The 24,762-nt window shown below is 55.2% G+C and carries 25 protein-coding genes, 1 tRNA gene and 1 other RNA gene; 14 read left to right on the top strand and 13 right to left on the bottom strand.

Annotated elements, in window-relative coordinates:
* Positions 1-2: 2 nt before the first annotated feature.
* Entirely contained in the window at positions 3-683 is a 681-nt protein-coding gene (locus tag CA832_RS12210) for an ABC transporter ATP-binding protein (RefSeq protein WP_088341883.1), read from the top strand.
* On the opposite strand, the gene CA832_RS12205 is transcribed toward CA832_RS12210, so the two are convergent.
* The 3 genes from CA832_RS12205 to CA832_RS12195 are packed head-to-tail and all read right to left on the bottom strand — an operon-like array spanning position 680 to position 2,662.
* Complete coding sequence (locus tag CA832_RS12205) at positions 680-976, bottom strand: chaperone modulator CbpM (RefSeq protein WP_088341882.1); 297 nt, start codon at positions 974-976, stop codon at positions 680-682. The two genes, CA832_RS12210 and CA832_RS12205, sit on opposite strands and share 4 nt — an antisense overlap.
* Positions 977-979: 3 nt before the next feature.
* Positions 980-1,870: a DnaJ C-terminal domain-containing protein gene (locus CA832_RS12200; protein WP_088341976.1), complete on the bottom strand. Its 891-nt coding sequence runs from the start codon at positions 1,868-1,870 to the stop codon at positions 980-982.
* Between the two features lie 30 nt (positions 1,871-1,900).
* The gene (locus CA832_RS12195; protein ID WP_088341881.1) at positions 1,901-2,662 is read right to left on the bottom strand and encodes a sulfite exporter TauE/SafE family protein; all 762 of its coding nucleotides are present in this window, start codon (positions 2,660-2,662) and stop codon (positions 1,901-1,903) included.
* A gap of 155 nt (positions 2,663-2,817) precedes the next feature.
* Between CA832_RS12195 and CA832_RS12190 the strand changes: the two genes are divergently transcribed.
* From CA832_RS12190 to CA832_RS12155, 8 genes are all read left to right on the top strand, one after another.
* Positions 2,818-2,900: transfer RNA gene (locus CA832_RS12190), tRNA-Leu, on the top strand.
* A gap of 432 nt (positions 2,901-3,332) precedes the next feature.
* Positions 3,333-4,583, top strand: coding sequence for an NAD(P)/FAD-dependent oxidoreductase (locus CA832_RS12185; RefSeq protein WP_088341880.1), 1,251 nt, complete (start codon positions 3,333-3,335; stop codon positions 4,581-4,583).
* A gap of 155 nt (positions 4,584-4,738) precedes the next feature.
* A complete protein-coding gene (locus CA832_RS12180) occupies positions 4,739-5,638 on the top strand; it encodes a MerR family transcriptional regulator (protein WP_088341879.1) in 900 nt (299 codons plus the stop codon).
* A 17-nt stretch (positions 5,639-5,655) separates the two neighbouring features.
* A complete protein-coding gene (locus tag CA832_RS12175) occupies positions 5,656-7,131 on the top strand; it encodes a phytoene desaturase family protein (protein ID WP_088341878.1) in 1,476 nt (491 codons plus the stop codon).
* Entirely contained in the window at positions 7,128-7,967 is an 840-nt protein-coding gene (locus CA832_RS12170; protein WP_088341877.1) for a phytoene/squalene synthase family protein, read from the top strand. Before CA832_RS12175 ends, CA832_RS12170 begins: the two co-directional genes overlap by 4 nt.
* Before the next feature lie 2 nt (positions 7,968-7,969).
* The gene (locus tag CA832_RS12165) at positions 7,970-8,419 is read left to right on the top strand and encodes a sterol desaturase family protein (protein ID WP_088341876.1); all 450 of its coding nucleotides are present in this window, start codon (positions 7,970-7,972) and stop codon (positions 8,417-8,419) included.
* 6 nt (positions 8,420-8,425) lie between these two features.
* Positions 8,426-9,892 (top strand): 1-hydroxycarotenoid 3,4-desaturase CrtD, encoded by a 1,467-nt coding sequence (crtD, locus tag CA832_RS12160; protein WP_088341875.1) that lies wholly within the window; start codon positions 8,426-8,428, stop codon positions 9,890-9,892.
* A complete protein-coding gene (locus CA832_RS12155) occupies positions 9,889-10,551 on the top strand; it encodes a carotenoid biosynthesis protein (protein ID WP_088341874.1) in 663 nt (220 codons plus the stop codon). The genes crtD and CA832_RS12155 overlap by 4 nt, the downstream gene beginning before the upstream one ends.
* Here the strand turns inward: CA832_RS12155 and CA832_RS12150 are convergent.
* From CA832_RS12150 to CA832_RS12140, 3 genes are read right to left on the bottom strand one after another with little or no spacing between them, the layout of a single operon-like run.
* Complete coding sequence (locus CA832_RS12150) at positions 10,514-11,203, bottom strand: DUF3291 domain-containing protein (protein ID WP_143542387.1); 690 nt, start codon at positions 11,201-11,203, stop codon at positions 10,514-10,516. The genes CA832_RS12155 and CA832_RS12150 overlap by 38 nt on opposite strands.
* A 52-nt stretch (positions 11,204-11,255) precedes the next feature.
* Positions 11,256-11,819, bottom strand: coding sequence for a TlpA family protein disulfide reductase (locus CA832_RS12145; RefSeq protein WP_088341872.1), 564 nt, complete (start codon positions 11,817-11,819; stop codon positions 11,256-11,258).
* Between the two features lie 46 nt (positions 11,820-11,865).
* Positions 11,866-14,136 (bottom strand): aconitate hydratase, encoded by a 2,271-nt coding sequence (locus CA832_RS12140; RefSeq protein WP_088341871.1) that lies wholly within the window; start codon positions 14,134-14,136, stop codon positions 11,866-11,868.
* Between the two features lie 360 nt (positions 14,137-14,496).
* On the opposite strand from CA832_RS12140, the gene CA832_RS12135 reads away from it, so the two are divergent.
* Positions 14,497-14,976: a hypothetical protein gene (locus CA832_RS12135; RefSeq protein ID WP_088341870.1), complete on the top strand. Its 480-nt coding sequence runs from the start codon at positions 14,497-14,499 to the stop codon at positions 14,974-14,976.
* A 48-nt stretch (positions 14,977-15,024) separates the two neighbouring features.
* Here the strand turns inward: CA832_RS12135 and CA832_RS12130 are convergent, their stop codons facing one another.
* The 3 genes from CA832_RS12130 to CA832_RS12120 are packed head-to-tail and all read right to left on the bottom strand — an operon-like array spanning position 15,025 to position 18,299.
* Positions 15,025-15,978 carry an AAA family ATPase gene (locus tag CA832_RS12130; protein ID WP_088341869.1) on the bottom strand — a complete coding sequence of 318 codons (954 nt, stop codon included), beginning with the start codon at positions 15,976-15,978 and terminating at the stop codon, positions 15,025-15,027.
* A 1-nt stretch (position 15,979) separates the two neighbouring features.
* Positions 15,980-17,425 carry a peptidylprolyl isomerase gene (locus CA832_RS12125; protein ID WP_233131798.1) on the bottom strand — a complete coding sequence of 482 codons (1,446 nt, stop codon included), beginning with the start codon at positions 17,423-17,425 and terminating at the stop codon, positions 15,980-15,982.
* Positions 17,412-18,299, bottom strand: a complete 888-nt coding sequence (locus tag CA832_RS12120) for a peptidyl-prolyl cis-trans isomerase (protein WP_233131797.1) — start codon at positions 18,297-18,299, stop codon at positions 17,412-17,414. Before CA832_RS12120 ends, CA832_RS12125 begins: the two co-directional genes overlap by 14 nt.
* A gap of 115 nt (positions 18,300-18,414) precedes the next feature.
* Here CA832_RS12120 and CA832_RS12115 point away from each other — a divergent pair, with 115 nt between their 5' ends.
* From CA832_RS12115 to CA832_RS12105, 3 genes are read left to right on the top strand one after another with little or no spacing between them, the layout of a single operon-like run.
* Positions 18,415-18,870: an SRPBCC family protein gene (locus CA832_RS12115; RefSeq protein ID WP_088341866.1), complete on the top strand. Its 456-nt coding sequence runs from the start codon at positions 18,415-18,417 to the stop codon at positions 18,868-18,870.
* Positions 18,871-18,882: 12 nt separating this feature from the next.
* The gene (locus CA832_RS12110) at positions 18,883-19,119 is read left to right on the top strand and encodes a hypothetical protein (protein ID WP_088341865.1); all 237 of its coding nucleotides are present in this window, start codon (positions 18,883-18,885) and stop codon (positions 19,117-19,119) included.
* The gene (locus tag CA832_RS12105) at positions 19,116-20,264 is read left to right on the top strand and encodes a serine hydrolase (protein ID WP_088341864.1); all 1,149 of its coding nucleotides are present in this window, start codon (positions 19,116-19,118) and stop codon (positions 20,262-20,264) included. The genes CA832_RS12110 and CA832_RS12105 overlap by 4 nt, the downstream gene beginning before the upstream one ends.
* A 180-nt stretch (positions 20,265-20,444) precedes the next feature.
* Here the strand turns inward: CA832_RS12105 and rny are convergent, their stop codons facing one another.
* From rny to CA832_RS12085, 4 genes are all read right to left on the bottom strand, one after another.
* The gene (gene rny, locus CA832_RS12100) at positions 20,445-22,013 is read right to left on the bottom strand and encodes a ribonuclease Y (RefSeq protein WP_088341863.1); all 1,569 of its coding nucleotides are present in this window, start codon (positions 22,011-22,013) and stop codon (positions 20,445-20,447) included.
* A gap of 77 nt (positions 22,014-22,090) precedes the next feature.
* Positions 22,091-22,197: non-coding RNA, 6S RNA (gene ssrS, locus CA832_RS12095), on the bottom strand.
* Between the two features lie 54 nt (positions 22,198-22,251).
* Complete coding sequence (locus tag CA832_RS12090; protein ID WP_088341862.1) at positions 22,252-22,548, bottom strand: cell division protein ZapA; 297 nt, start codon at positions 22,546-22,548, stop codon at positions 22,252-22,254.
* 15 nt (positions 22,549-22,563) lie between these two features.
* On the bottom strand, positions 22,564-22,854 hold the full coding sequence (locus CA832_RS12085; protein WP_088341861.1) for a hypothetical protein: 291 nt from the start codon (positions 22,852-22,854) through the stop codon (positions 22,564-22,566).
* A 154-nt stretch (positions 22,855-23,008) separates the two neighbouring features.
* Here CA832_RS12085 and CA832_RS12080 point away from each other — a divergent pair, with 154 nt between their 5' ends.
* Positions 23,009-24,709 (top strand): M23 family metallopeptidase, encoded by a 1,701-nt coding sequence (locus CA832_RS12080; protein ID WP_088341860.1) that lies wholly within the window; start codon positions 23,009-23,011, stop codon positions 24,707-24,709.
* Positions 24,710-24,762: the final 53 nt, after the last annotated feature.

Here is a 24,762-nt window from a genome sequence, read left to right as displayed (position 1 = left end):
CTATGACCCCTGTCCTGGAAGCCAAACATATAGACAAGCACTTTACCAAGCCCGTGCGCTTCCACGTGCTGAAGGATATCGGTTTTAGCATACAACCGGGGGAATTCACCAGCATTATGGGGAAGTCAGGTTCCGGGAAATCTACACTCCTCTATATCCTCTCTACCATGGATACCGAATATACCGGATCCCTGTACCTGAAAGGGGAATTGCTAACCAGGAAACCAGCCAACCGGTTATCTGCCATCCGCAATGCCCATATCGGTTTCGTCTTCCAGTTCCATTACCTTTTAGGGGAATTCACCGTCCTGGATAATGTGATGCTCCCGGGCCTGAAACTGGCCCGGAAAACAACGGCGGAAGTCCGGCACGATGCCATGGAAAAGCTGAAAATGCTGCACATAGACCATCTGGCAGCCAAGCGGGCTTCGCGCATATCGGGAGGGGAAAAACAACGGGTGGCCATTGCCAGGGCCCTGATCAATGACCCGGCCATCCTGATGGGCGATGAACCCACGGGCAACCTGGACAGCTACAATTCCGAAAATGTCTTTCAGATTTTCAGGCAGCTCAAAGAAGAGAAAGGCCTGTCCCTCCTTATTGTGACCCACGACGAGGACTTTGCCCGCCGCACGGACCGCATCATCCAGATGGAGGACGGAAGGATTGTGACCGGGGGTTAGAAATCCTCCCAGCGACCCAGACGGGACCGGAGCATCCGGATTTCATCCTGCAACTCCCCTACACGTTGCAGCAACTGTTCCACTGCCAAGAGCCCCTGTGGTTCAATTTCAAGGTCGCGGTGCAATCGGATAAGGCGCTCCAGACGGGGTAACTGGCCATGGTCTATGACCTCTCCTGAATCCGTCTCCCGGATCTCAATGAGTTCAAATTCCCTCAGGCGGTACAAAAAGGTGCGTTCCAGGCCATGGCCCCGGCAAACATCGGAAATGTGGATATAGGTCTTGTTTTTCATGGTTCAGAGTTGCGTCTCTTTTAGCTGTTCGAACAAGGCTTTCTGACGGTCCGTAAGCTGTGTGGGCAGGGCCACCTCGTAGGAAACCACCAGGTCCCCATAAACGCCTTCTTCCTTATAAAACGGGAACCCTTTGCCTTTGAGTTTCACCCGGGTCCCGTTCTGGGTAAGCGGTTTGACCTTTAACCGGGCCTGCCCATCGAAGGTGTCGATAGTTAAGGTACCTCCAAGGACGGCTGTAGTAAGAGGAACCCGAACGGTTTTGTACAGCTGCGGGCCTTCCCTGGTGAAACCGCTTTGGTTCCGGATACTGAAGGTAATGTAGAGGTCACCATCCGGCCCACCGTTCAGGCCAGGCCCGCCATGGCCCTTGATCCGTATCGTCTGCCCGTTTTCCACCCCCGCAGGAATAGTGATGCGGATTTGTTTGCCGCCCAGGTCCAGGGTCCGTTTGTGCGTGCGGTAGGCCTGCTGCAAGTCCAGTTCCAGGGTTGCCGACAGGTCGGGCCCCTTAAACCCCCTGGCCTGGCGTGAACCGGAACGGGAGAACCCCCCGAACATCGATTCGAAAAAGTCCGAAAAGTCTCCCTCGCCACTGCCACTGTGGGTATGAGCCCCTCCCGTACCACGGGTCCGCCGGGCTTTCCGCTGCGCCTCGAAGGCCTCGGCGTGTTCCCAGTCCTTGCCGTACTGGTCGTATTTCTTGCGTTTCTCCGGGTCGCTCAGTACCTCATGGGCCTCGTTGACCTGCTTAAATCGCCGCTCGGCTTCCGCATCGCCCGGGTTCAAGTCCGGATGGTACTTCCGCGCCAGCCTCCTGTAGGCCTTTTTGATCTCTTTTTCACTGGCCGATTGGCCGAGTTCCAGAACCTTGTAATAATCGATAAATTCCACCATCACAAAAACATATAAATGCACCGATTCTCAATCTGCTACCCGAATCCAACCCAAGACGCCCGGTACATGGTAAACCAGGGTGACCAGGCCTATGAGCAGTAGCAGGAACAACACAAACTTCCTGAACTGCTGTTGGGTAATCCGCTGCAGTATTTTTTTCCCGATATACGTGCCCACAACGCTTACCACAATCAGAAAGGGCACCAGGTACAGATCGTGTTTGTGGATATACCCGTTGTTGGCATAAACCAGGGTCCGGCTGACATCAACAGCCAGATCGATGACTGCCGAAGTAGCGATGAATCGCTCCTTGGACAGGTTATAGGTAGTCATCACCGCACCGCGTACCGCCCCTCCGGTTCCCAAAATACCAGCCAGGAACCCCGAAAGGGCTCCCCCTATCAGGGCATTCTTCCCATCGGGCTTCACCTTAAGGTCACGCCGGATTAGAAATACCAGGGAGAACACCAGCAGGAAGACCCCCAGGACCATACTCAGCGACTCCGGGTCAATCCAGCGACTCATCCATGCCCCGGCCGAAACCAGCACCACAGCCGGGATTCCCATGTACAGGATCAGCGATTTATCGATCCCTTTACGGAAAAACCCGATCTTACTGAGGTTGCTCGCCAGGTGGTACAAGGCCGTAATCCCCAGCACGGACTGGAAATCCATGAAGAAATTGGCCATGGGCACGAAGTAGACGGAAGACCCGAAGCCCCCGACCGTCCCCAGAATTTCAGCCAGCAACGCCAACAAAATAAACCATGGCAGATACCGAGTGAGCATCAGCGTATGTGCTTTTCCCGAAGGTACATCTTTAAAAGGCCCAATTCCCTGATTTAGATCAGCCTCCATGCCCGTTGGACGGAATTTTCAGAAAACCTTGGAAAAGGTTTGGGCGGGATACAAAAAGGGGGTTATATTTGTGCCGCTAATTTCAGGGCCACGTGGCGGAATTGGTAGACGCGCTACCTTGAGGGGGTAGTGTCCTCAGGACGTGCTGGTTCGACTCCAGTCGTGGTCACTTAAAGCGAAAACCCCGCTCTCGCATGAGAGCGGGGTTTTGTTTTTCCGGGACCCGTCAAAAGCAAGCTTTTGTAAGGGGACCGGGAAAACAAAACCGCACTGGCAGAGCCAGTGCAGGGTTTGCATTTTCATGCGGGAGCACATTCTGGAGCACCGACCCCGATAGCTATCGGGGGAGGTACTCCAGATGAACATGCCAACCCGATAGGTGTCGGGAACAAACCCCTAAGAATTTAAAAGAGCTGCAATGGAGGTGCGGGGAAGGCGTGTACCTTGCATCCGGGGATTTGGGGCATTCCCCTTTGTGATTCGTCCTCTTTTTCTGAATCCCCACATCCCATGCGCCCCCAAATACCCCCTTCCAAATTCCATACTGTTTCGGCCAATGAAACCGGGCAATTCGTACATTAGCCCTACCAATTCAACGGCTATGGCAAAACATGTAGTTGTAATCGGAGGGGGCATCATGGGGCTCTGCTCGGCCTATTACCTGAAAAAAGAAGGACACCAGGTAACCGTTCTGGACCGCTCCTCTATGGATGGCGGGGCCTCCTACGTGAATGCCGGGTACCTAACCCCAAGCCATATCGTTCCCCTGGCGGCCCCAGGAGTCATGGCCAAGGGGCTGAAGTGGATGTTCAACAGCAGCAGCCCTTTCTACCTTAAACCGAGGCTCAATGCCGATTTTTTACGCTGGGCCTGGTACTTCCACCGCTCCTCCACGGCTTCGAAGGTGGCCCGCGCCCTGCCGGTCATCGCCGAGATCAACCTGCTGAGCAAGGCCCTGTACGAGGAAATGCATTCCAGTGGAGACCTGGGGCCGTTCCAACTGGAAAAAAACGGCCTGCTGATGATCTTCAGAACAGATGCAGCCAGACGCGCCGAATCAGAAGTCATGGCCTGGGCCCGGGACCTGGGCCTGGAAGCAGAGGAATTATCCCGGACAGCCCTCGACTCCCTTCAGCCGGGTTTGCGCCCGGAGATTGAAGGGGCATTCCATTACCATTGCGACGCCCATACAACCCCTACCCAGCTTATGCCCCTGTTGCGCAAATCTCTGGAAGAAAAGGGTGTTGCGATCCGGGTTAATACCGAAGCCACTGGCTTTAAGACGGCGGGAGGACATATCCGCAGTGTGCAGACACCCGAAGGCGAGGTCTTCGCAGACGAAGTGGTATTGGCTTCCGGCTCCTGGAGCCCGCTACTCGCCAAAAGACTCGGGCTTCGCCTTTCCCTGCAGGCCGGAAAGGGGTATCGCATAGATATTAAGGGCCAGACACCTGTACGCCTGCCGGCTGTATTGATGGAAACCAAGGTGGCTGTCACCCCCATGGAAGGGTTCACCCGTCTGGCCGGGACCATGGAACTCTCCGGAATTAATCACCAAATCCGGGAGAACCGGGTGAGGGCTATCGCCAGGGCAGCTGAGACGTATTATGAGGATTTCAAGGTCACCGAACCGGATTTGGCCGCGGCTAAATGCGGGCTCAGGCCTGTAAGTCCGGACGGGTTGCCCTACATCGGCCGTCCTGCTAAATGGGAAAACCTCACCCTGGCCACCGGACATGCCATGATGGGTTGGAGCCTGGGGCCTATTACAGGGAAGCTTATCTCAGAAATCATTTCGGAGAAACCTGCGTCCATGGCTTTGGACGCCTTCCACCCGGACCGGCGTTTTTAGCAAATTCCCACGCAACCGGCGGATCAAGCCGGCGTTTTGCAGCACTTTATGAAGGGACCTGCGGATTTTAAAGCAGTTCCCACAGAATTTTAACGATTCCTAAAGGTAGTGTTCCCATATTTTTGATACTTTTGTTTAATATTTGAGCTGAAAAAATGAACAGTGTTAAAAAATCCTTTGGTATCCGAGACCTTGAAAACCTGACCGGTATCAAGGCCCATACCATACGGATTTGGGAAAAGCGATACAACCTGCTGGAACCCGAGCGTACAGCCACCAATATCCGGACCTACAGCCTCAAAAGCCTCCAGAAACTGTTAAACATTACCCTGTTGTACAACAACGGGTATAAGATTTCCAAGATTGCAGAAATTCCGGAAGGCGAGATCCCGGTTCACGTCAGGGAAATTGTAGCTCAGAGTACGGTGAAAAGCCATGCGATAAATGCCCTGAAGCTCGCCATGATCAATTTTGATCAGGGCCTCTTCCAGAAAACCTTCGCCGGGCTTTTGTCCGAAAGGTCCTTCCGGGAGATTTTCTGGGATGTCTTTATCCCGCTACTGCATGAGTTGGGCCTGCTCTGGCAAACCGATACGATCGGTCCTGCACACGAGCATTTCATTACCCACCTGATTAAACAAAAAATCTACACCTGTACGGAGAAGCTTCAGACTATTGAGCCCACCAAAACAGACAAGGTCTTTGTACTCTACCTCCCCGAGAATGAAATCCACGAGATTGGCCTGCTCTTTGTCAATTACGAGCTGGTCCTGCGCGGGTACCGGACCATTTACCTGGGGCAGACCATCCCTCTGGAGAATCTGCCGGACCTGAAGAATTACTACGACGAGCCGTATTTTATATCTTATTTTACGGTTTCCCCAACAGCCGACGGCCTGCAAAGTTACCTGGACGACTTCCGGGAGCACCTGATGACCGATTCCCCGGCCCACCTGTGGATTCTCGGCAGACAAGCCGAACAGTTACTGGAAAAGGACCTGCCTGAGCATTTCCGAGCATTTAATTCCATCGAGCACTTGCTGGATGAAGTTTAAGCCTTAATTTAAGTCCCATGGAGAAGCGCGTTGCGATTATCGGATCCGGGTTTTCCGGCCTTTCAGCGGCCTGTTACCTGGCCCGGGAAGGCCACCAGGTTACTGTCCTGGAGAAAAACGAACAGCCTGGGGGCAGGGCCTCCCAACTGGTACGCGATGGGTTTACCTTCGATATGGGACCCAGCTGGTACTGGATGCCCGATATTTTTCAACGCTTTTTTGAGGATTTCGGCAAACAGGTGTCAGACTATTATACCCTGGACCGCCTGGACCCCGGTTACCAGATCATCTTCGAAGACGAGGTGGTGACCATCGGGGATAGCATGGAGAAGATCCAGGCCGAGTTCGAACGCATAGAACCCGGGAGTTCCCAGCCGCTGAAGCGGTTCATGGAACGGGCTGCCGACCATTACGATATCGCCATCAACAAGATGGTCTACAAACCAGGGCAATCGCCCCTGGAACTGGTTAGCCTCGATACCGTCCAGCGGGTAGGCCGCTTTTTCAGCACCATCAGCCGGGATGTGCGACGGGATTTTAAAAACCCGAAACTGGTTTCTATCCTCGAGTTTCCGGTCCTCTTCCTGGGGGCCAAGCCGTCGGACACCCCGTCGTTTTACAGTTTTATGAACCATGCGGATTTTGCCCTGGGCACCTGGCACCCCCGCGGGGGGATGTACCGGATTGTGGAGGCCATGGTCTCCCTGGCCAAATCCCTCGGCGTCCGGTTTGAAATGAATACCCCCGTACAGCAGATTGCCGTAGCCGATGGGCGCGCGACCGGGGTTTATACGCATCAGGGATTCTTCGAGGCAGATGTCGTCCTGAGTGGGGCGGATTACCACCACACGGAGACCCTTTTGCCACCAGAATACCGACAGTATTCCGAATCGTATTGGGATAAACGCACGTTTGCTCCCTCCTCCCTCTTATTCTATGTGGGATTCGACCAGAAAATAGGCGGTGTAAAACACCACAACCTGTTTTTCGATACCGATTTCGGGCAACACGCACGGGAAATCTACGATACTCCCAAGTGGCCCGAGGCCCCTCTGTTTTATGCCAACTTCCCCTCGGTAACCGATCCGTTGATGGCCCCTGAAGGCAAGGAAGCCGGATTTTTCCTGATTCCCCTGGCCCCGGGCCTGGAGGACAGCCCGGAGCTGCGGGAAACCTATTTCCAGCGCATCATGGACCGCTTTGAGGCCCGCACGGGAGAAAAGGTGCGCTCGAGCATCCTGTTCAAGGAAAGTTTTTGTGTCTCCGATTTTATGGAGCGCTATAATTCTTATAAGGGGAATGCCTATGGAATGGCCAATACCCTGAGGCAAACCGCATTTCTGAGGCCCGGCCTGCAGAGCAAAAAAGTGCAGGACCTCTATTTTACGGGCCAGCTCACAGTTCCCGGCCCGGGGGTACCCCCCTCCCTGATCTCCGGGAAACTGGTCTCCGAACTCATCGTGAAGCAAACCCCGCAACCCAGCACCGTATGAAAGCTCTCTTCGATACCGTCTCCCAACGCTGCAGCCAGGTCGTAACCCGGCGGTACAGCACATCGTTTTCCCTTGCCACCCGCATGCTGGCTCCCAGTATCCGCCAGGACATTTACAACATTTACGGCTTTGTGCGTTTCGCAGACGAAATCGTGGACTCCTTTCACGAATTCGATAAGGCTGACTTACTGGAGCGGTTCGAAGACGACCTGGAACACGCCCTGAAATCTGAGATTAGCCTGAACCCCATCCTGAATGCCTTCCAGGCCACCTACCACCGCTATAGCATCCACAGGCACCTGGTGGATGCCTTTATGAAGAGTATGCGGATGGACCTGCACAAAAAGGTCTACCGGTCCGAGGAGGAGTATAAGGAATACATCTACGGGTCTGCCGACGTTGTGGGCCTGATGTGCCTGTGTGTCTTTGTAAAGGGGGACCAGGTCCGCTATGAGGAACTCAAGGATTCCGCCATGGCGCTGGGCTCGGCCTTCCAGAAGGTCAACTTCCTCCGCGACCTGAGAGCGGATTTCGACGGGCTGGAACGCACCTATTTCCCCAACACCAACCTGCTGGAACTGGACGAAGCCTCCAAGGATCGGATTGTAGCGGAAATCGAGGCAGATTTTGCCAAAGGCTATGCCGGCATCCTTAAACTCCCGGCCGAATCCAAGTTTGGGGTTTACATGGCCTACCGCTACTACCACAAACTTCTGAAGAAGCTCCAGCGCACCCCATCCATGGAAATCCGCCACACGCGGATCCGGGTTCCCAATTATCAGAAAGTGGGGCTGCTGGCGCGTTCCTATGTAAAATATCGTTTAAATTTAGTATGAGTATGCATACCCTGTTCTGGATCGGAATCTTCCTGGCAACCTTTTGCTTTATGGAGTTTATGGCATGGTTTACCCACAAGTTCATCATGCACGGTTTCCTGTGGGTCCTGCATAAAGACCACCACCGCAAGGACCACGATTCCTGGTTTGAGCGCAACGATGCCTTCTTTATTTTCTATGCCGTGGTTTCCATGAGTTTCATCGCCACGGCAGTCAACACCTCCTTCTGGCAGGGATGGCCCATAGGTTTGGGCATCCTGGCTTATGGGATAGCGTATTTCCTGGTACACGACATTTTTATACACCAGCGATTCAAGCTGTTCCGCAATGCCAACAATTGGTATGCCCGGGGCATCCGCCGTGCCCACAAAATCCACCACAAGCACCTCGGCAAAGAGGATGGGGAATGCTTTGGAATGCTATTCGTACCCTTCAAATATTTCAAGAAATAACAGCCTATGGCTAAGGCATGTGTGGTAGGTTCCGGCATTGCTGGCCTGGCATCGGCTATTCGGCTGCGTCGTAAGGGATATCAGGTGGATGTCTTTGAAGCCAACCCCTACCCCGGCGGCAAAATGCACTCCGAACAATACCAGGGGTACCGGTTCGACCTGGGGCCTTCCCTCTTTACCATGCCGGGGTTGGTGGAAGAGCTTTTCGAGCTTTGCGGTAAAAGTCCGAAAGACCATTTTCCCTATATCCGCAAGGACACGCTCTGCCACTACTTCTGGGAAGACGGTACCCGGTTTCAGGCACCGGCCCCTCTGGCCTCCTTTGCCAGGGAGGCGGCTTGTATTTTCGGGGATGACGAGGACCGCATTGCCGCTTACCTGGAAAAAAACCGGAGGAAATTCGAACTGACCCGCTCTGTTTTCCTGGAACAATCCCTGCATAAACCCAAGACCTACCTGAAAGGCAGTACCCTCAAGGCATTGGCGGGTATCGGAGGGCTCGGTATTTTTAACACCCTCGATGGGGTTAACCGCGCCTACTTCCAAAGCCCAAAACTCGTACAGCTTTTCAACCGCTATGCCACCTACAATGGCTCCAACCCCTATCAGGCTCCTGGCATCATGTCTATGATTCCCCACCTGGAGATGGGCCTGGGCACTTACTTCCCCCGGGAGGGGATGCACCAGATTCCTGACAGCCTATACCAGCTGGCCTGCGAGCAGGGGGTCACCTTCCATTTCAACACCCCGGTAAACCAAATCCTGACCAAAGGAAAACGCGCCTGCGGGATTCGGGCAGGCGGGGTTGAAATACCGGCAGACCTGGTGGTATCCAATATGGACATCTATCCTACCTACCGCAACCTCCTGCCGGACCACCCAGCTCCGGAACGCACCCTCTCCCAAGAGCGATCCAGCTCTGCACTGATCTTTTACTGGGGCATACGAAAGGTATTTCCGCAGCTGGACCTGCACAACATTTTCTTCAGTGAAGACTACCCGGAGGAATTCAGGCAAATCTTCGAAGCCAGGGGGCTGTCTGCGGACCCCACGGTCTACATCAACATCACCAGTAAGGAGCGGCCAGCCGATGCTCCTGCCGGATGCGAAAACTGGTTTGTCATGATCAACGCCCCTGGGGACTACGGACAGGATTGGGACATCCTGGTAAATGCTGCCCGTAAAAACATCCTGGCAAAGCTGAGCCGCATTCTGGGGGAGCCCCTTGAGACCCTCATTGAAGTGGAAAAGGTGCTTACGCCCCCCGGGATATCCGAGCGTACCCGTTCCTTCCGCGGGGCCCTCTACGGGGCCGCCAGCAACAACCGTTTTGCGGCTTTCCTGCGGCACCCGAATTTCAGTAACCGAATCCGGGGATTATACTTTACAGGAGGGTCGGTCCACCCGGGAGGCGGGATTCCGCTTTGCCTGTTGTCCGCCAAAATCGTCAGCGATTCCATTCCCGCCGCATGAAGAACCTCGTTACCCTGTTAAACCGTCACAGAACCAAGGCTGGTATCTTCCTGATATGGCTGTTCCACCTGAGCGGCCTGGTGGGAATCCTGCTGGGCGGGGCCGAGTGGTTTATTCCCAAAACACCCCTGAACCTGATCCTCTGCGCCGGGTTATTCCTCTGGGTATTTCCGGTGAACACCCTGAAAAAGTCATGCTTGTTTGCCCTGATTGTGGTTTGCGGCATAGGGGCCGAGTGGATTGGGGTCCATACCGGGTACCTGTTCGGATCCTATTCCTACGGCGAGAACCTCGGTCCCAAACTGGATGGGGTGCCCTATCTCATCGGGATCAACTGGGCCTTGCTAAGTATGGCCAGCGGCAGCGTGAGTCAGTACTGGAAGCTGTCCATGGCCTGGCAGGTCCTCATCGGCGGGCTGCTGATGGTAAGTCTGGATTTCTTCCTGGAACAACTGGCTCCGGCACTAGGGTACTGGACCTTTGTCGGGGGGCATCCACCCCTGTGGAATTATATCTGCTGGCTGGTGTTGGCTCTACTCTTTCAGGGGTGCTACCATGCCCTGAAAATCCGGGGAAACCAGGAATTCTCCCTGCACCTGTTGGGTGCGCAATTTGTCTTCTTTATATCCCTTGCCCTTTACTATCCGGGCCTTCCCTGAATAGTCCCAGGTCGGGAATATCGGCCCAGCTTCCTACCGCGCGGTAGGGCAGGAACCGGGCAAAAAGCTCTTCCCGGTACCATCCCAGCTCCCGGGTTTTTCGGATAGCTACTTTATGCGCATCGGTCCCGTAGGCATAGCTTTCCATAGCTTCGGCGTTTTCCCATAGACTGAAAGTAGCCATGTCGATAAATGGGGTTTCCCCAACCCCTTTGCTATAGAGTAACCCCGGCATGGATACCAGGGGGCGCTGGGCAGAGGGGACATACTTCCAAAACCGGTAGAGGTACCGCTTGCGGATGGTGGCCCGGGTCAGCACCGCCACCGGACCGGTGCTGGCACCTGTTGGGGATGCTACAAACGGATTGCGGCCATCCCATTTGCCGTGGGATCGCAAGGGGCGCATAAACAGAGTCAGGTGTTCCGAGGCACGCTCCCGGAAGGCGCACATTATGGTGTGGGAATCCAGGAAATGCGTGGCATCGCCTTCATCATGCCAGGTCTGTAACAAGGCGTACACCCCCCAGTCCGGCCTGGTACTGAAGCCCGAGCGGCCCGTGCCCAGCATCTTGAAAAAAGTCTGGCCGGGGACATTCTTAAGCCTTCCGGGGGCCAGGCCCATCTGGGAAAGCGCCCAGAATTGATTGCTCAAACCGGTATACCGAAATAGCGTTATGGTGGTCATGGCTGGCATGGCACGGCACCTACTGGCGTAACAACCGGTCCAGCAAGTCCCGGACCTTACGGGAATCCCAGTCGGAGATGCCCTCCTCGGCCACCACTATGGCCCCGTTGCGGTCTATGACATAGGAACGCGGAGGATCCTGGGTCTCAACCGGGCTGGGCTCGCCAATAATGAGATAGGTAACCGGGAAGGTGAAGCCGTGTTCCTCCATAAAGGCCTCTACCGGCTCCCGCTCCTCGTCGGTAATGATGTAGAAATCCACCTTGCCCGCGTAGTCCTCGTATAAGGCCTGCATACTGCGCAGCTCGGGCAGGCAGGGCAGGCGCCAGGATGCCCAGAAGTTCAGGACTACAACCCGATCCTGGGACTGCCTGAAATTGAAAAACTCCCAGGAAGCATCTTTCAGGGTCCAGTCGTAGGAAGCCAGGGTTGGTCGCTCCCCTTGTGGCAGTTCAGACGGTGCAAAGGCAAAGAGCTCCATTAGCAGGAGCTTGGAGTGGTGCCCCAGAGGGGTGACAAAAAAAGACAGGACCACGCCTATCAGCAGGATATTCAGGAGGGTCTTTCGCTTTATCTGGGCCATGGGATAGAAAAAAAGCCCCCGCCTGGGCGGGGGCTTTAGGTTAGCATCAGGCGTTTTCCTTTTTAATCAGGTTCAGGGCCGAACCTTCCCGGAACCACTGGATCTGGGTGTTGTTATAGGAATGGTTGGCGATAATGGTATCGGTGCTGCCATCGGCATGGACCACTTCAATGGTAAGCGGTTTATCCGGCGCAAAGGCATCGATATCCACAAAGTTGAAGGTATCGTCTTCCTGGATTTTGTCGTAATCGGCCTCGTTGGCAAAAGTCAGCGCCAACATCCCCTGCTTCTTCAGGTTGGTTTCGTGGATACGGGCAAAGGACTTCACCAGTACGGCAGCCACCCCGAGGTGGCGCGGCTGCATGGCCGCATGCTCGCGGGAGGACCCCTCTCCGTAGTTGTGGTCGCCCACTACCAGGGTTTTGATCCCCTTGGCCTTGTAGGCCCGCTGGGTATCGGGGACTCCGCCATATTCGCCGGTGAGCTGGTTTTTGACAAAATTGGTCTTCTTGTTAAAGGCGTTTACGGCACCGATAAGGGTGTTGTTGGCAATATTGTCCAGGTGGCCCCGGAAGCGCAGCCAGGGCCCGGCCATGGAGATATGGTCGGTGGTGCATTTGCCGAAGGCTTTTATCAAAAGCTTCATCCCCTGCAGGGATTCCGGGCGGATGGGTTCAAAGGGCTCCAGCAACTGCAGGCGCTCGCTGTCTTCGGCCACGATTACTTCCACCCCGCTGCCATCGGCCATGGGGGCAACAAATCCGGCGTCTTCCACTGCAAAACCTTCTGGCGGTAACTCATAGCCCCGAGGCTCATCCAGACGTACCTCTTGCCCATCTTCATTGATGAGGGTGTCGGTTAAGGGGTTAAAATCCAGACGCCCGGCAATGGCTATGGCCGTAACCAATTCCGGTGACCCCACAAACGCGAGCGTATTGGGGTTGCCGTCTGCCCGCTTGGCAAAGTTGCGGTTAAAGGAGTGCACGATGGTGTTGCGCGGCCCCTGTGCAGCTTTGTCTCCATAGCGGTCCCACATCCCGATACATGGTCCGCAGGCATTGGCGAAGACCGTAGCCCCGATGTTGTTGAACGTATCGATAAACCCGTCCCGCTCTATGGTGTAGCGCACCTGCTCGGAACCGGGGGTAATGGTGAAGTCCGCTTTGGTCTTCAAGTTCTTTTCAGCCACTTGTTTGGCCAGAGAGGCAGCCCGTGAAATATCCTCATAGGAAGAGTTGGTACAGGAGCCGATCAGGCCTACCTCTACCTTGAGGGGCCAGTCGTTTTCCCTGGCGGCTTCCGACATCTTGGAGATGGGAGTGGCCAGGTCCGGCGTAAAGGGCCCGTTCAGGTGGGGCTCCAGGGTATTCAGGTCAATCTCTATGACCTGGTCGAAATAGGCCTCCGGGTTCGCATAGACCTCAGGGTCTGCGGTGAGGTATGGCGCCACCGCTTTGGCAGCATCGGCCACATCCGCCCGCCCGGTGGCGCGCAGGTAGCGGTCCATGGAGTCGTCGTATCCGAAGGTGGAGGTTGTGGCTCCAACTTCTGCGCCCATGTTGCAGATGGTTCCCTTCCCGGTACAGGACATGGAAGTAGCCCCTTCCCCGAAATATTCGATGATGGCACCGGTACCTCCCTTAACGGTTAGGATATCGGCCACCTTCAGGATGACATCCTTGGGGGCGGTCCACCCGGAGAGCTTCCCGGTGAGTTTTACTCCGATCAGTTTCGGGAATTTAAGTTCCCATGCCATCCCGGCCATCACATCCACAGCATCGGCGCCGCCTACGCCTATGGCCACCATTCCGAGGCCCCCTGCGTTTACGGTATGGGAATCCGTTCCGATCATCATCCCGCCGGGGAAGGCATAGTTCTCCAGGACCACCTGGTGGATAATCCCTGCTCCGGGCTTCCAGAAGCCGATTCCGTATTTATTCGATACCGAGCCGAGGAAATCAAAGACCTCGTTGCTGGTTTCATTGGCCCGCTTTAAATCTTTTTCGGCGCCTACCTTGGCTTGAATCAGGTGGTCGCAGTGCACCGTTGTGGGTACCGCAACCTTGGGTTTTCCGGCGTGCATAAACTGCAGCAGCGCCATCTGGGCCGTGGCATCCTGGCAGGCTACCCGGTCCGGGGCAAAATCGACGTAATCCTTTCCCCTTTCAAAAACCCGGGTCGGGGTACCGTCCCAAAGGTGAGCGTACAGGATTTTCTCCGCGAGGGTCAGGGGTTTGCCCACGAGTTTGCGGGCAGCGTCCACGCGGCCGGGCATGGCCTGGTAGACTTTTTGGATCATATCTATGTCGAATGCCATTCTCTAAAATTTTTCGGGTTTCGAATAGCTCCAAAAGTACTAAAAACAGCAGGGAATTAAAACTATTATCGGACCGGGAGCCACCGATTTGTGAAATCGGCAAATTCGGCATGCCTTCCTTGTCCAAACCTGGCCTTCTCTGGCAGGGAAACCGGTATTGCGGCAATACAGGGTGGCTTCTGTTCAGGACCCCGAAAACCGGGGAAAACCATGCCCCGCCAAAACGCCTTTCATTACGGAAATCAGTTGATTAGTGGGTTGATAAGTTTCATTCGTCGATAGAAGTTGTATTTCATGGAACATATACCTTTACCCATAGGTTTCCCCAATACATTTATAGTACCTATTAACCTTTTGAAAATGAAAAATGCCCCAAAAATCCTGCTGCTGCTTTTGCTATCCCTCGCATTGGCCTGCAGCAAAAGCGACGACGGAAAAACCCCCGATCCCGACAGCAACCCCGATCCTGAACCCGATCCCGTAGAACGCGTTACCTACAACCTGGTAGCGGCGAACGGCTCCGGAGCGGCGGGAACTGCCGAGCTGATCCGAAACGACAATGGAACCTCCACCATTTACATTGAACTCACGGCCGGCCCTGAAGGCCTGCACCCTGCCGCAGTTCATTACAACAGTGTAGCGGAAGGCGGAGCGGTGGCCATTACCCTGAATGCATGCGAATGCCAGATTAGTGAAACGGTCATCACCCAACTGGACAATGGCACCGCCATTAGTTTCGACGAACTAATGACCTTTGACGGCCACATCAACATCTACCAATCCGAGCAATTGCCGGAGAATGTGATTGCCCAGGTAGACATCGGGTCCAATGCCTTCTAGGAATAGCTTTAAATGAAGAAAACCGGCCAAACGGCCGGTTTTTTTGTTTCAGAGGAGCTTGCCTATGATATCGGCATCGGTAATGCCTTCTGCTTCTGCCTTGTAGTTCCTGAGGATGCGGTGCCTGAGGATGCCCATGGAAACCGCCTTCACATCTGAGATATCCGGGGAGAAACGCCCGTCTACCGCAGCGTGGGCCTTGGCAGCCAGTACCAGGTTCTGGGAGGCCCGGGGCCCGGCGCCCCAATCCAGGTATTCGTTAACCAGGTCTGGTACCCCGGGCTGGCCCGGGCGTGTTTTCTGGGCCAGTTCCACGGCGTAGCGCACAACGTTATCGGCCACCGGGATCCGCCGCACCAGGTGCTGGACCTCCAGTAGTTCCTCGGCCTGGAAAAGGGTTTTCAATTCGGGTTCGGTGTCGTCTGTGGTGGTCTTTACCACCTCGATTTCCTCCTCCACGCTGGGGTAAGTAAGTTCTATGGCGAACATAAACCGGTCCAGCTGGGCTTCGGGCAAGGGGTAGGTCCCCTCCTGCTCTATAGGGTTCTGGGTGGCCAGAACGAAATACGGGCGGGGCAGCTGGTAGCGCTGACCCGTAATAGTTACAGCCTTCTCCTGCATGGCTTCCAGGAGGGCTGCCTGGGTTTTGGGCGGGGTCCTGTTGATTTCATCGGCCAGGATGATATTGGCAAAAACGGGGCCCTTAACAAAGTGGAACTTGCGGTGTTCGTCCAGGATCTCGCTACCCAAAATGTCCGAAGGCATCAGATCCGGGGTAAACTGGATCCGCTTGAAGTCCAGACCCAGGGTCCTGGCAATGGTATTGACCATAAGGGTCTTGGCCAGGCCGGGTACCCCGATAAGCAGGGAATGCCCCCCGGTGTAGATAGACCACAATATCTGGTCTACTGCAGCCTGCTGGCCCACAATTACTTTCGCGATTTCCCTTTTGAGCTCCTGGTGTTTTACCACCAGCCGTTCCAGGGCAGCTACGTCGGACATACTATTCTTTTACCCAGTTATTGGCGAAGGAACAGGACTTGTATTCCCCGTTTACGCTGATATAGGTCTCGTCTATGTGCTCCTGTATCCATTCCCGGATGGCCTTAAACTGTTTGTCCCTGAGGGCCAGCTCCTGAATCTTCAGGTAGTCCTGGGCAAAGTCGGCCTCATGCTCGTCATACCGGTTGGAAACCATCAGGATTTTGTAAGTAGAGGGACCACCCCTGGGGTCATCTTCCCGGATGGGGAGGGAAATCTCGTTGTCCTTCAGGTTGCGCACCTGGTTGTAGAGGTTGGGGTCCATCTTGGTCAGCTCAAAACGGGAATCGAAGTTCATGGGGTTGCGCAATAACCCACCGTCAAATTTGGTCTCCTTCTCGTCCGAGAAATTCCGGGCCGCTTCGGCAAAGGTGTATTTGCCATCCATGATGTGCTTGCGTATAGTGTCTAGCTCCTTCCGAGCCGCTTCCATAGCGGAAGCTGGTACTTCGGGCTGGATCAGGATATGCCGGAGGTCCACTTCCTGACCCCGGATTTTTTCGATATAGATGATGTGGTACCCGAACTGTGTTTCAAAGGGTTCGGAAATCTCGCCTTCGCGCAGGCTGAAGGCCACATCCTTGAATTCCTTAACAAATTGGGTCTGGCGGGTGATGCTGTAAAACCCACCGTTGGATTTGGATCCGGGATCCTGGGAAAACAGGATAGCCTTAACGCGGAAATTGGCTCCATTGTCCTCCACGTCCTGTTTGATTTCCCGTAGCTTGTTGATGACCTTTTGCTTCTCCTCTTCCGGAATAACCGGCTTTTTAACGATCTGGGAGATCTCCAGCTCTGCTCCGAACACGGGCTTCTCATCTTCCGGGATGGCCTGGAAGAACTGGCGTACCTCTTCCGGAGTTACCTTGATTTCCCCAACGATTTCCTGCTGCATCTTCTGGGAAAGCATCTGCAGTTTATTGATCTGGAACAACTCCTCCCGCAGGTCTTCCACGCTTTCCTTGTTGTAGAATTCCAGCACCTTTTCCACAGAACCCAGGCGCTGCTCAAACTCCTGCATATACCGATCGCTGGTGGCGTACACCTCCTCGTCCGAGACCAGGATACTGTCCTGTACGGCCTGGTGGGCGTAAAGGCGGTCCTCCAGGAGTTTACCCAGCAGGCTGCAGCGGTTCACATCGGACTCGGTGGCACCCTGGGCCCGCAGGTCGATCAGGGTTTTTTCCACATCCGAATCCAGGATCACATAATCGCCCACAACGGCGGCAATCCCATCCAGCTTAACGCGCTGGCGCTGTTGCGCCCCGGTGTTCTCACTCATCTCCGCAGGGGGGGTAAGCTCCGCAGGGGGTTCAATCTGGGTGTCCGGCACAGAGTCTCTGACCTGGGCCCTGGCCACGCCTGCCGCCAGGAGCAACAGGGGCAATAGCAATTCAATTCTTTTCATAAATCTCAAATTCATTACGCTGTACCGCCTCGCTGAGCAGATCCGCCTCCAGCGTACTGAGGTAGCGCATTTTCCTACGGTTTAACAGTACCTGACGAAGGGTGGGCTCAATGAAGGAAAGGGGGGCGATGTCATTGATTTCGAGCACATCGACCACCTCTGCCAAATATACCCCCTGTTCGTCTTCCAGTTCAAAAAATTGTGACTTTTTTAAATATTCCGGGGCGTTTTCGGCGGTAAGAGGGGGGATTTCCGCAATAACTCGGGAGGTCTGAACCCAAAGGGAGTCGTTAAAATGCAACTTGCGGAACTGCACGCCTACAGAATCCAGGTATCGTACATCCTGGTCCGAAAAGCGTCGCAGCCGTTCCCGTACCTCGTCCGTATTGAGGAATTGCCGGGGCAATTCCACAAACCGCATTTGGACAAGGGGTTCCTGCAGACGGAAATTCTCCTTTTCCGCATCGTAAAAAGCCTGCAATTCGGAATCCCGGACCAGGGTATCCGAGGCTTCCGCAACCAGGGCTTCCTTGTAGGCCCGGGTATACAGGTCGGTGCGGTAATCCGAAATGAGTTTCTCGTATTCGGCAATCTGCTCCTGGGGCAGGTTCAACCGGGCTTTATCCATAAGCAACCGCCGGGTAGCCCAGACATTGATCAGGTTGGTCACAAAGGCTGCGCTGTCTTCTTTGGAAAGGTTCTCGGCAAGCAGTGGGGCCACATCGTCCCTGTAGAGGTAATGCTCCCCGACCCGGGCAATGGGTGTGCGCTCCGGCTGTTTGTTCCACAGGGATTCACACCCCACAACAGCCGTCAGGATAAGGGCCAGCAGCCCGGCCATCCGCAAACGGGAAACCAGCATCGGTTGGGTCATTCGCCAAAAATAACAATAACCACTGCTCCGGCAAGCGGGGAGTTTCGGATTAACAGATTTTTAGTAGGCCCGCACACCTCCATTTTTTGTATCTTAAAAGCCAAAGCAAGCCCCCATGAAATACACCTGCGAAATCACCATTGACCTGCCCCGGGACGAAATGGTGAAACTCCTGGACAACCCGGAAAATATGAAGCACTGGCAACGGGGGCTAACCGGATATAAGCACCTCTCGGGGACCCCGGGCCAGGAAGGCGCGCAGACCGAACTGGAATACCGCATGGGCCGCAGGCATATGCTCATGGTAGAAACCATCATCAAACACAACATGCCCTATGAAATGCACACGACTTACGACGTGAAGGGGGTGCATAATATCCAGAAAAACTATTTTCGCGAAGTAGACCCGACGCGGTCCCAGTGGGTGTCCGAATCCGAGTTCCAGTTTGCTTCCCTGGGGATGAAGCTCATGGGGTGGATCATGCCGGGCGCCTTTAAAAAGCAATCGATGAAATACCTGCAGGACTTTAAGCGCTTTGCCGAAACCGGCACTTCCGTTTTGCAGGAGTAACCGACCCAGCCTATGGAACGGACCGTAAAACTGATCTGGGATTTCCGCGGGCCGGACGCCCCGGCCACGGCAGCCCACTTTTTGCACCACCTCCAGGCCTACCCCCTGGAAGGCCTTGACCCGGAAACCGGGACGGAAAATAACGGGCCCTCACACAGCATTGCCTATATGATAGTACCGGAAAGCGCCATCCGTACCCTCCGGGATGCCTTAAAACCCCATAGGGGTATATATGTGGAATCGCCATGAGACTCATCCGTTACTTGCACATCCCGATCCTGCTCCAGTCCCTGTGGCTCTTCTTAGGCTGCGGGCAGGAGGCGGCCCCTGAAGACCCCCTCGCAGCCATCCTGCAATCCAGCGACCCGGCCATTGCACGGGTCATGGCAGACCCTGGGAAGTACGAACTGCAAATCCGGTATACCCAGGTACGGCGCGAAGGCGACTCGGTGCGTTTTGACGCGTTCGACTACCGGGTAGACCCTAGGGTGTATTACTACCCGGCCAGCACGGTAAAATTCCCGGTAGCGGTCCTGGCCCTGGAAAAACTCGCCACCATAGACAGCATAGACCGGGACACCCGGTATTACATTGAGGGTGACAGCGTGGAGCAGTCCTTTGCAGATGACCTGGTGCAAATCTTCGCGGTTAGCGACAACCACGCCAATAACCGCCTCTTCGAATTCCTCGGCCAGGATGCCATTAACGACTCCCTCGCCGCCCGCGGGGTGGGACCTGTGCGGCTTTCTCACCGCCTGGGGTACCACCGGGACGACACCAGCACCCAACCCCTGGTCTACTACCGCAACGACAGTACCACCTTCCAGTCTGGGCCTCTCACCAACCGGCCAGCGCAGCGCCTGGACCTGCCCGGGATCACCAAGGGGTCCGGGTATATGAGTGAAGACTCACTGGTGGCCCACCCCTTCGATTTCGGGCTGAAGAATTACCTGCCCTTGACCAGCCTGGACGGCATCCTGAAGCGGGTGATCTTCCCCGAGGCATTCCCGGAGCACGAGCGCTTCCGCCTGAGCCCCGAACAATTGGACTTTTTGCGGTATGCCATGCAGATTACCCCGAGGGAGGCCGGGTACGACCCGGAAATCTACCCGGACGGGTACTGCAAGTTCTTCATCTTCGGGGACGGGCAGGTCCGTATCCCTCGGGAATTGCAAATCTTCAATAAGGTGGGGTTTGCCTATGGTACCCTTTCGGACGGAGCGTATATCCGCGACTCCCGATACGGGGTGGAGTTCTTCCTTTGCGCCACCCTGCTGGTGAATGAGAACGGGGTATTCAACGATGACCAGTACGAATACGACGAGGTGGGCATCCCTTTTCTCGCTGCACTGGGACGCGCTGTTTACGAATATGAAAAACAGCGGGAAAAATAAAAACCCTTGGAAGGATAGTCCCTTACCGGATTCACCTGAGAAATCCTGATTCGTGCCGGGGGCGTCCCAGGGAGGCCAACCTGAAAGCCTGGCTGGAGCACGGCATCCTGCTCCACGAAAAAGAAGCCGACCTGAGGGGGGACCCCCTGGCCGGCTTCCAGTTTGTCAATATCTAATGGTTTATTTAGCTACGTTTACCGAACGGGTCTCCCGGATTACGGTAACCTTGACCTGCCCGGGGTAGGTCATATCGGTCTGGATCTTCTGGGATATCTCGAAGGAAAGCTGGGCAGCCTTTTCATCGCTTACCTTTTCGCTTTCCACAATGACCCGTAATTCGCGACCGGCCTGGATGGCATAGGCCTTCTGGACGCCGCCAAAACCAAAGGCGATCTGCTCCAGGTCCTTCAGGCGCTGGATGTAGGAGTCCAGTACCTGCCTGCGGGCGCCGGGGCGGGCGCCGCTAATGGCGTCACAAACCTGTACCACAGGGGCAATGAGGGACTGCATTTCCACCTCGTCGTGGTGGGCGCCAATGGCATTGCAGACTTCGGGTTTCTCCCCGTGTTTTTCCGCCCACTGCATCCCCAGGATGGCGTGGGGGGTCTCCATATCCACCTCGCTGATCGGCACCTTGCCGATATCGTGCAGCAGGCCGGCGCGTTTGGCCAGTTTGGGGTTCAGGCCCAGTTCGGCCGCCATCACCCCGCAGAGTTTGGCAACCTCCCGGGAGTGCTGCAGGAGGTTTTGCCCGTAGGAGGAGCGGTATTTCATGCGCCCGACCAGGCGGATGAGTTCCGGGTGCAGCCCGTGGATGCCCAGGTCAATTACCGTGCGCTTGCCCACCTCCACAATTTCCTGTTCGATCTGCTTCTCGGTCTTGCGGACGATTTCCTCGATCCGGGCCGGGTGGATGCGCCCGTCGGTCACCAGTTTGTGGAGCGACAGGCGGGCTACTTCCCGTCGTACCGAATCGAAGCAGGAGAGGATGATGGCCTCCGGGGTATCGTCTACGATGATCTCAACGCCCGTTGCCGCCTCTATGGCGCGGATGTTGCGGCCTTCACGGCCAATGATCCGGCCTTTTACATCGTCCGATTCCAGGTTAAAGACCGACACGCAGTTTTCCACGGCCTCTTCGGTCCCAATGCGCTGGATGGTGTTGACGATGATCTTTTTGGCTTCCTGCTGGGCGGTCATCTTGGCTTCCTCCACCGAGGTCTGTAAAAACGCCATGGCATCGGACTTGGCCTTCTCCTTGAGCGATTCCAGGAGCTGCGCCTTCGCCTCCTCGGCAGAGAGGCCGGAAATAACCTCGAGTTGCTGTACCTGGGAGGTGTGCAGTTTCTCCAATTCCTCCTGCTTGCGCTCGTAGAAATCCCGCTTCTGGTCAAGGTCATGAAGCTGGGCCTCCAGCTTCTCGTTGAGTTTTTTATTGCGGGCCAGTTCACTACTGACCTGCGATTCCTTGTCGCGGGTCCGTTTCTCGGCCTCGGAGATTTTCTTGTCCTTGGAGAGGATTACTTTTTCGTGTTCGGCCTTGAGTTCGAGGAATTTCTCCTTGGCCTGGTAGATTTTGTCTTTCTTGATCCCCTCCCCTTCGGACTGGGCATTTTTGATGATGGCGGCCGCCTCTTTCTTGGCGGAAGCGATGGTTTTGGAAGCTTTGCCCTTTTCGAGCATCTTGGCAATAAGGAAGCCTATCAGAAGGCCTGCTGCCAATGCGATAATACCAGTAGTCAGATCCATGTGTAGTGTTTTATAGTATCGCGGGCAGGGAGTGCACGGCTACGAAAAAAAAAGCCCACATTGATGAAGTTTTGTACAAACTCCAAAAAACAGGTTTAGGGCTAACAGGCTGATCAAGGATCCTTTCAGGAAGGCTTGCTTTTACAACCTAAACTCACCCTTTTTAAAAATGTAAGTGTTGAGTTTGTCAAAAAAATAATACCAATGTGGGCAGTATCCGTATGCTATGTAAAAGAACTTAAAGCGTACTCAGTTTGGATGTTACCAGGGCTTCGAGGGCTTGCAGGCGCTCGGTTACCTCCTGGTTGTCTTCCTGTTTTTCTATACCCCGCTGTTCAATTTTGGATGCAAACTGCAGGGCACACATGGCCAGCACATCCTGTTTATCTCTAACGGCGTAATTCTGTTCAAATTGCTTCGCAAGCTGCTCAATATTCTTCGCTGCCTTCCGCAACCCCTCCTCCTGAGCCGGGTCTATGGTCAGGGGGTAGACGCGGTCTGCGATGGATAGCTTTATCTTGAGCCTCTCGGTCATGGTTCTGAACCCTTGTTATTCAGCCAACTGGACGATACAATGGTCCAGTTCCCTGATTAACGCATTTATTTTGAGCTTGGCTTCTTTATTATTGGTCTCACTGCCCAGCACGGATTGGGCCATTTTCAGGGAGTTGTATTGCTGCTCCCACTCTTCGGCGGTGCGTTGGGCGGCTTCGTATTGGTCCCGCAGGGCCTGCAGGTCTCCTTCGAGGGCGGCCTTCTGTTGCTTAAGCAAATCCAGCTTGTGCAGCAGCTTGCTCACCTTGTTCTCGAGGGACCCGACGATATGTACCAACTCACTCACCTGGCTTCTTCCATGCTTTACACAAAGCTAACAAACCGGGGCCGACTTCGCAACCCTTTTCACATTTATAACGCGTAAGGGCACCCGGGCAAGGAAGTACCCCAGGCGCAGTGTTGCAATATTGCGGGCCGAATCCGTACTTTCGTATCCCAGTATGAAGCCCCTTTATTTTTTAACAACCCTGTTTGTTTTTATTGGCATGTTCCGCCTTGGCGCGCAATATGCCCCGGAAGAAACCCAGTTCAGACCACCCCTGGATATCCCTATTATCCTCGCGGGAACGTTTGGAGAACTGCGGTCTAACCACTTTCATGCCGGGGTGGATATCAAAACCCAGCAGCGCCAGGGTTTACCCGTATACGCCGTGGCAGACGGGACCGTGAGCCGGATAAAGGTCTCCCACTGGGGGTACGGCAAAGCCCTTTACGTGTCCCATCCCAATGGCTATACCACCGTCTATGCCCATTTGCAGAAATTCGGGCCGGGGATTGAGGAGCACGTGCGGGACTTGCAATATGGCAAGCAGTCCTACGAGGTGGAAACCTTCCCGGATTACGGGGAGCTGACGGTCAAAAAAGGGGATATTATCGCCTACAGCGGGAATACCGGCGGTTCCTCAGGGCCCCACCTGCATTTTGAGATCCGCAACAGCCTGGATGAAAAACCTACCAACCCCCTGCTCTACGGCCTGGAAGTGCGGGATGCCACCAACCCAACCCTGGAAGCGGCCTTCGCCTACCCCATCTCGGACAAGGCTCAGGTCAACCAAAGTGCGGATCGGGTTAAACTCACGGTCCGAAGGCAGGCAGACGGCAGTTTCCTGGCCGACCCTGTAACAGCCTCCGGCACCATCGGGTTCGGGGTTTCCGCCTACGACCGGCAGGACATGGCGGCCAACAAGAACGGGATTTACCGCCTGGTGCAGCGGGTCAACGGCACCACCCTTACCGACCTGGTCTTCGAACGGTTCTCCTTTGGGGAAACCCGTTATATCAACACCCTGATCGATTACCCTTATTACGCCCGCTACCGCAACCGGATCCAGAAGTGTTTCCGTGATCCGGGCAACAACCTCAGCATGTACCGGACCCTTGAAAACGAGGGCATGGTCGTCGTGGTGCCCGGGATGGACTACCAGGTGGAGGTGGAAGTGTTGGATCTGGCGGGCAACCGGACCCTGCTCCGCATCCCTGTGGAAGGCCGGGACCTCCCCCTTTCTGCGCCCCGGGAAGAGGCCCGCACGCCCTATTACGCCCGGGCAGACAAACCCTCGAGTTTCGACCTTGGGCAGGCCCAGGTGTATTTCCCATCCGGCAGCCTATACCAGGGCGCCTACCTCAACCTCGAAGCCAATGGAGATACCGTTCGCATCCACGATGCCAGCCTGCCGCTACACCGGAACTTCACCCTGACATTCGATGTAAGCCACCTCCCGGAAGCCAGCCGCAGACAGGCGTTTATTGCTCGCCTGGACGATCGCGACCGCCCGCAGTACACCCAAACCTATAAGCGGGCAGACCGTTTCAGCATGCGCAGCCGGGAACTGGGCCGTTTTACCCTGGCTTCGGATACCGTCCCGCCTTCCATCCGCCCCAAGAACTTCAAACCAAAGCAATGGCTCACCAATTACCGTTACCTCAGCCTGCAAATCCAAGATGACCTGAGTGGGATCAACACCTACTCCGCCCGGATAAACGGGCAGTGGATCCTGATGGAATACGAGCCCAAGACCCGGACCCTTACCTACACCTTCGACGACCGCATCGGGGATGCACGACAGTGCGACCTGGAGGTGGAAGTCACCGACAATGTGGGGAACACCAGCCGGTACGAAGCCACCGTCTTCAGGCGCTAAACCCCCGCCTTTAACGCCGCTTTGGGAATTCTCACCCTTGCCCTGACGGCATT

This window comes from Robiginitalea sediminis (assembly GCF_002198115.1).
GTDB lineage: Bacteria > Bacteroidota > Bacteroidia > Flavobacteriales > Flavobacteriaceae > Robiginitalea > Robiginitalea sediminis.
Note: the sequence above shows the minus strand (reverse complement) of the source record. Positions and strands in the feature narration are given on the sequence as shown.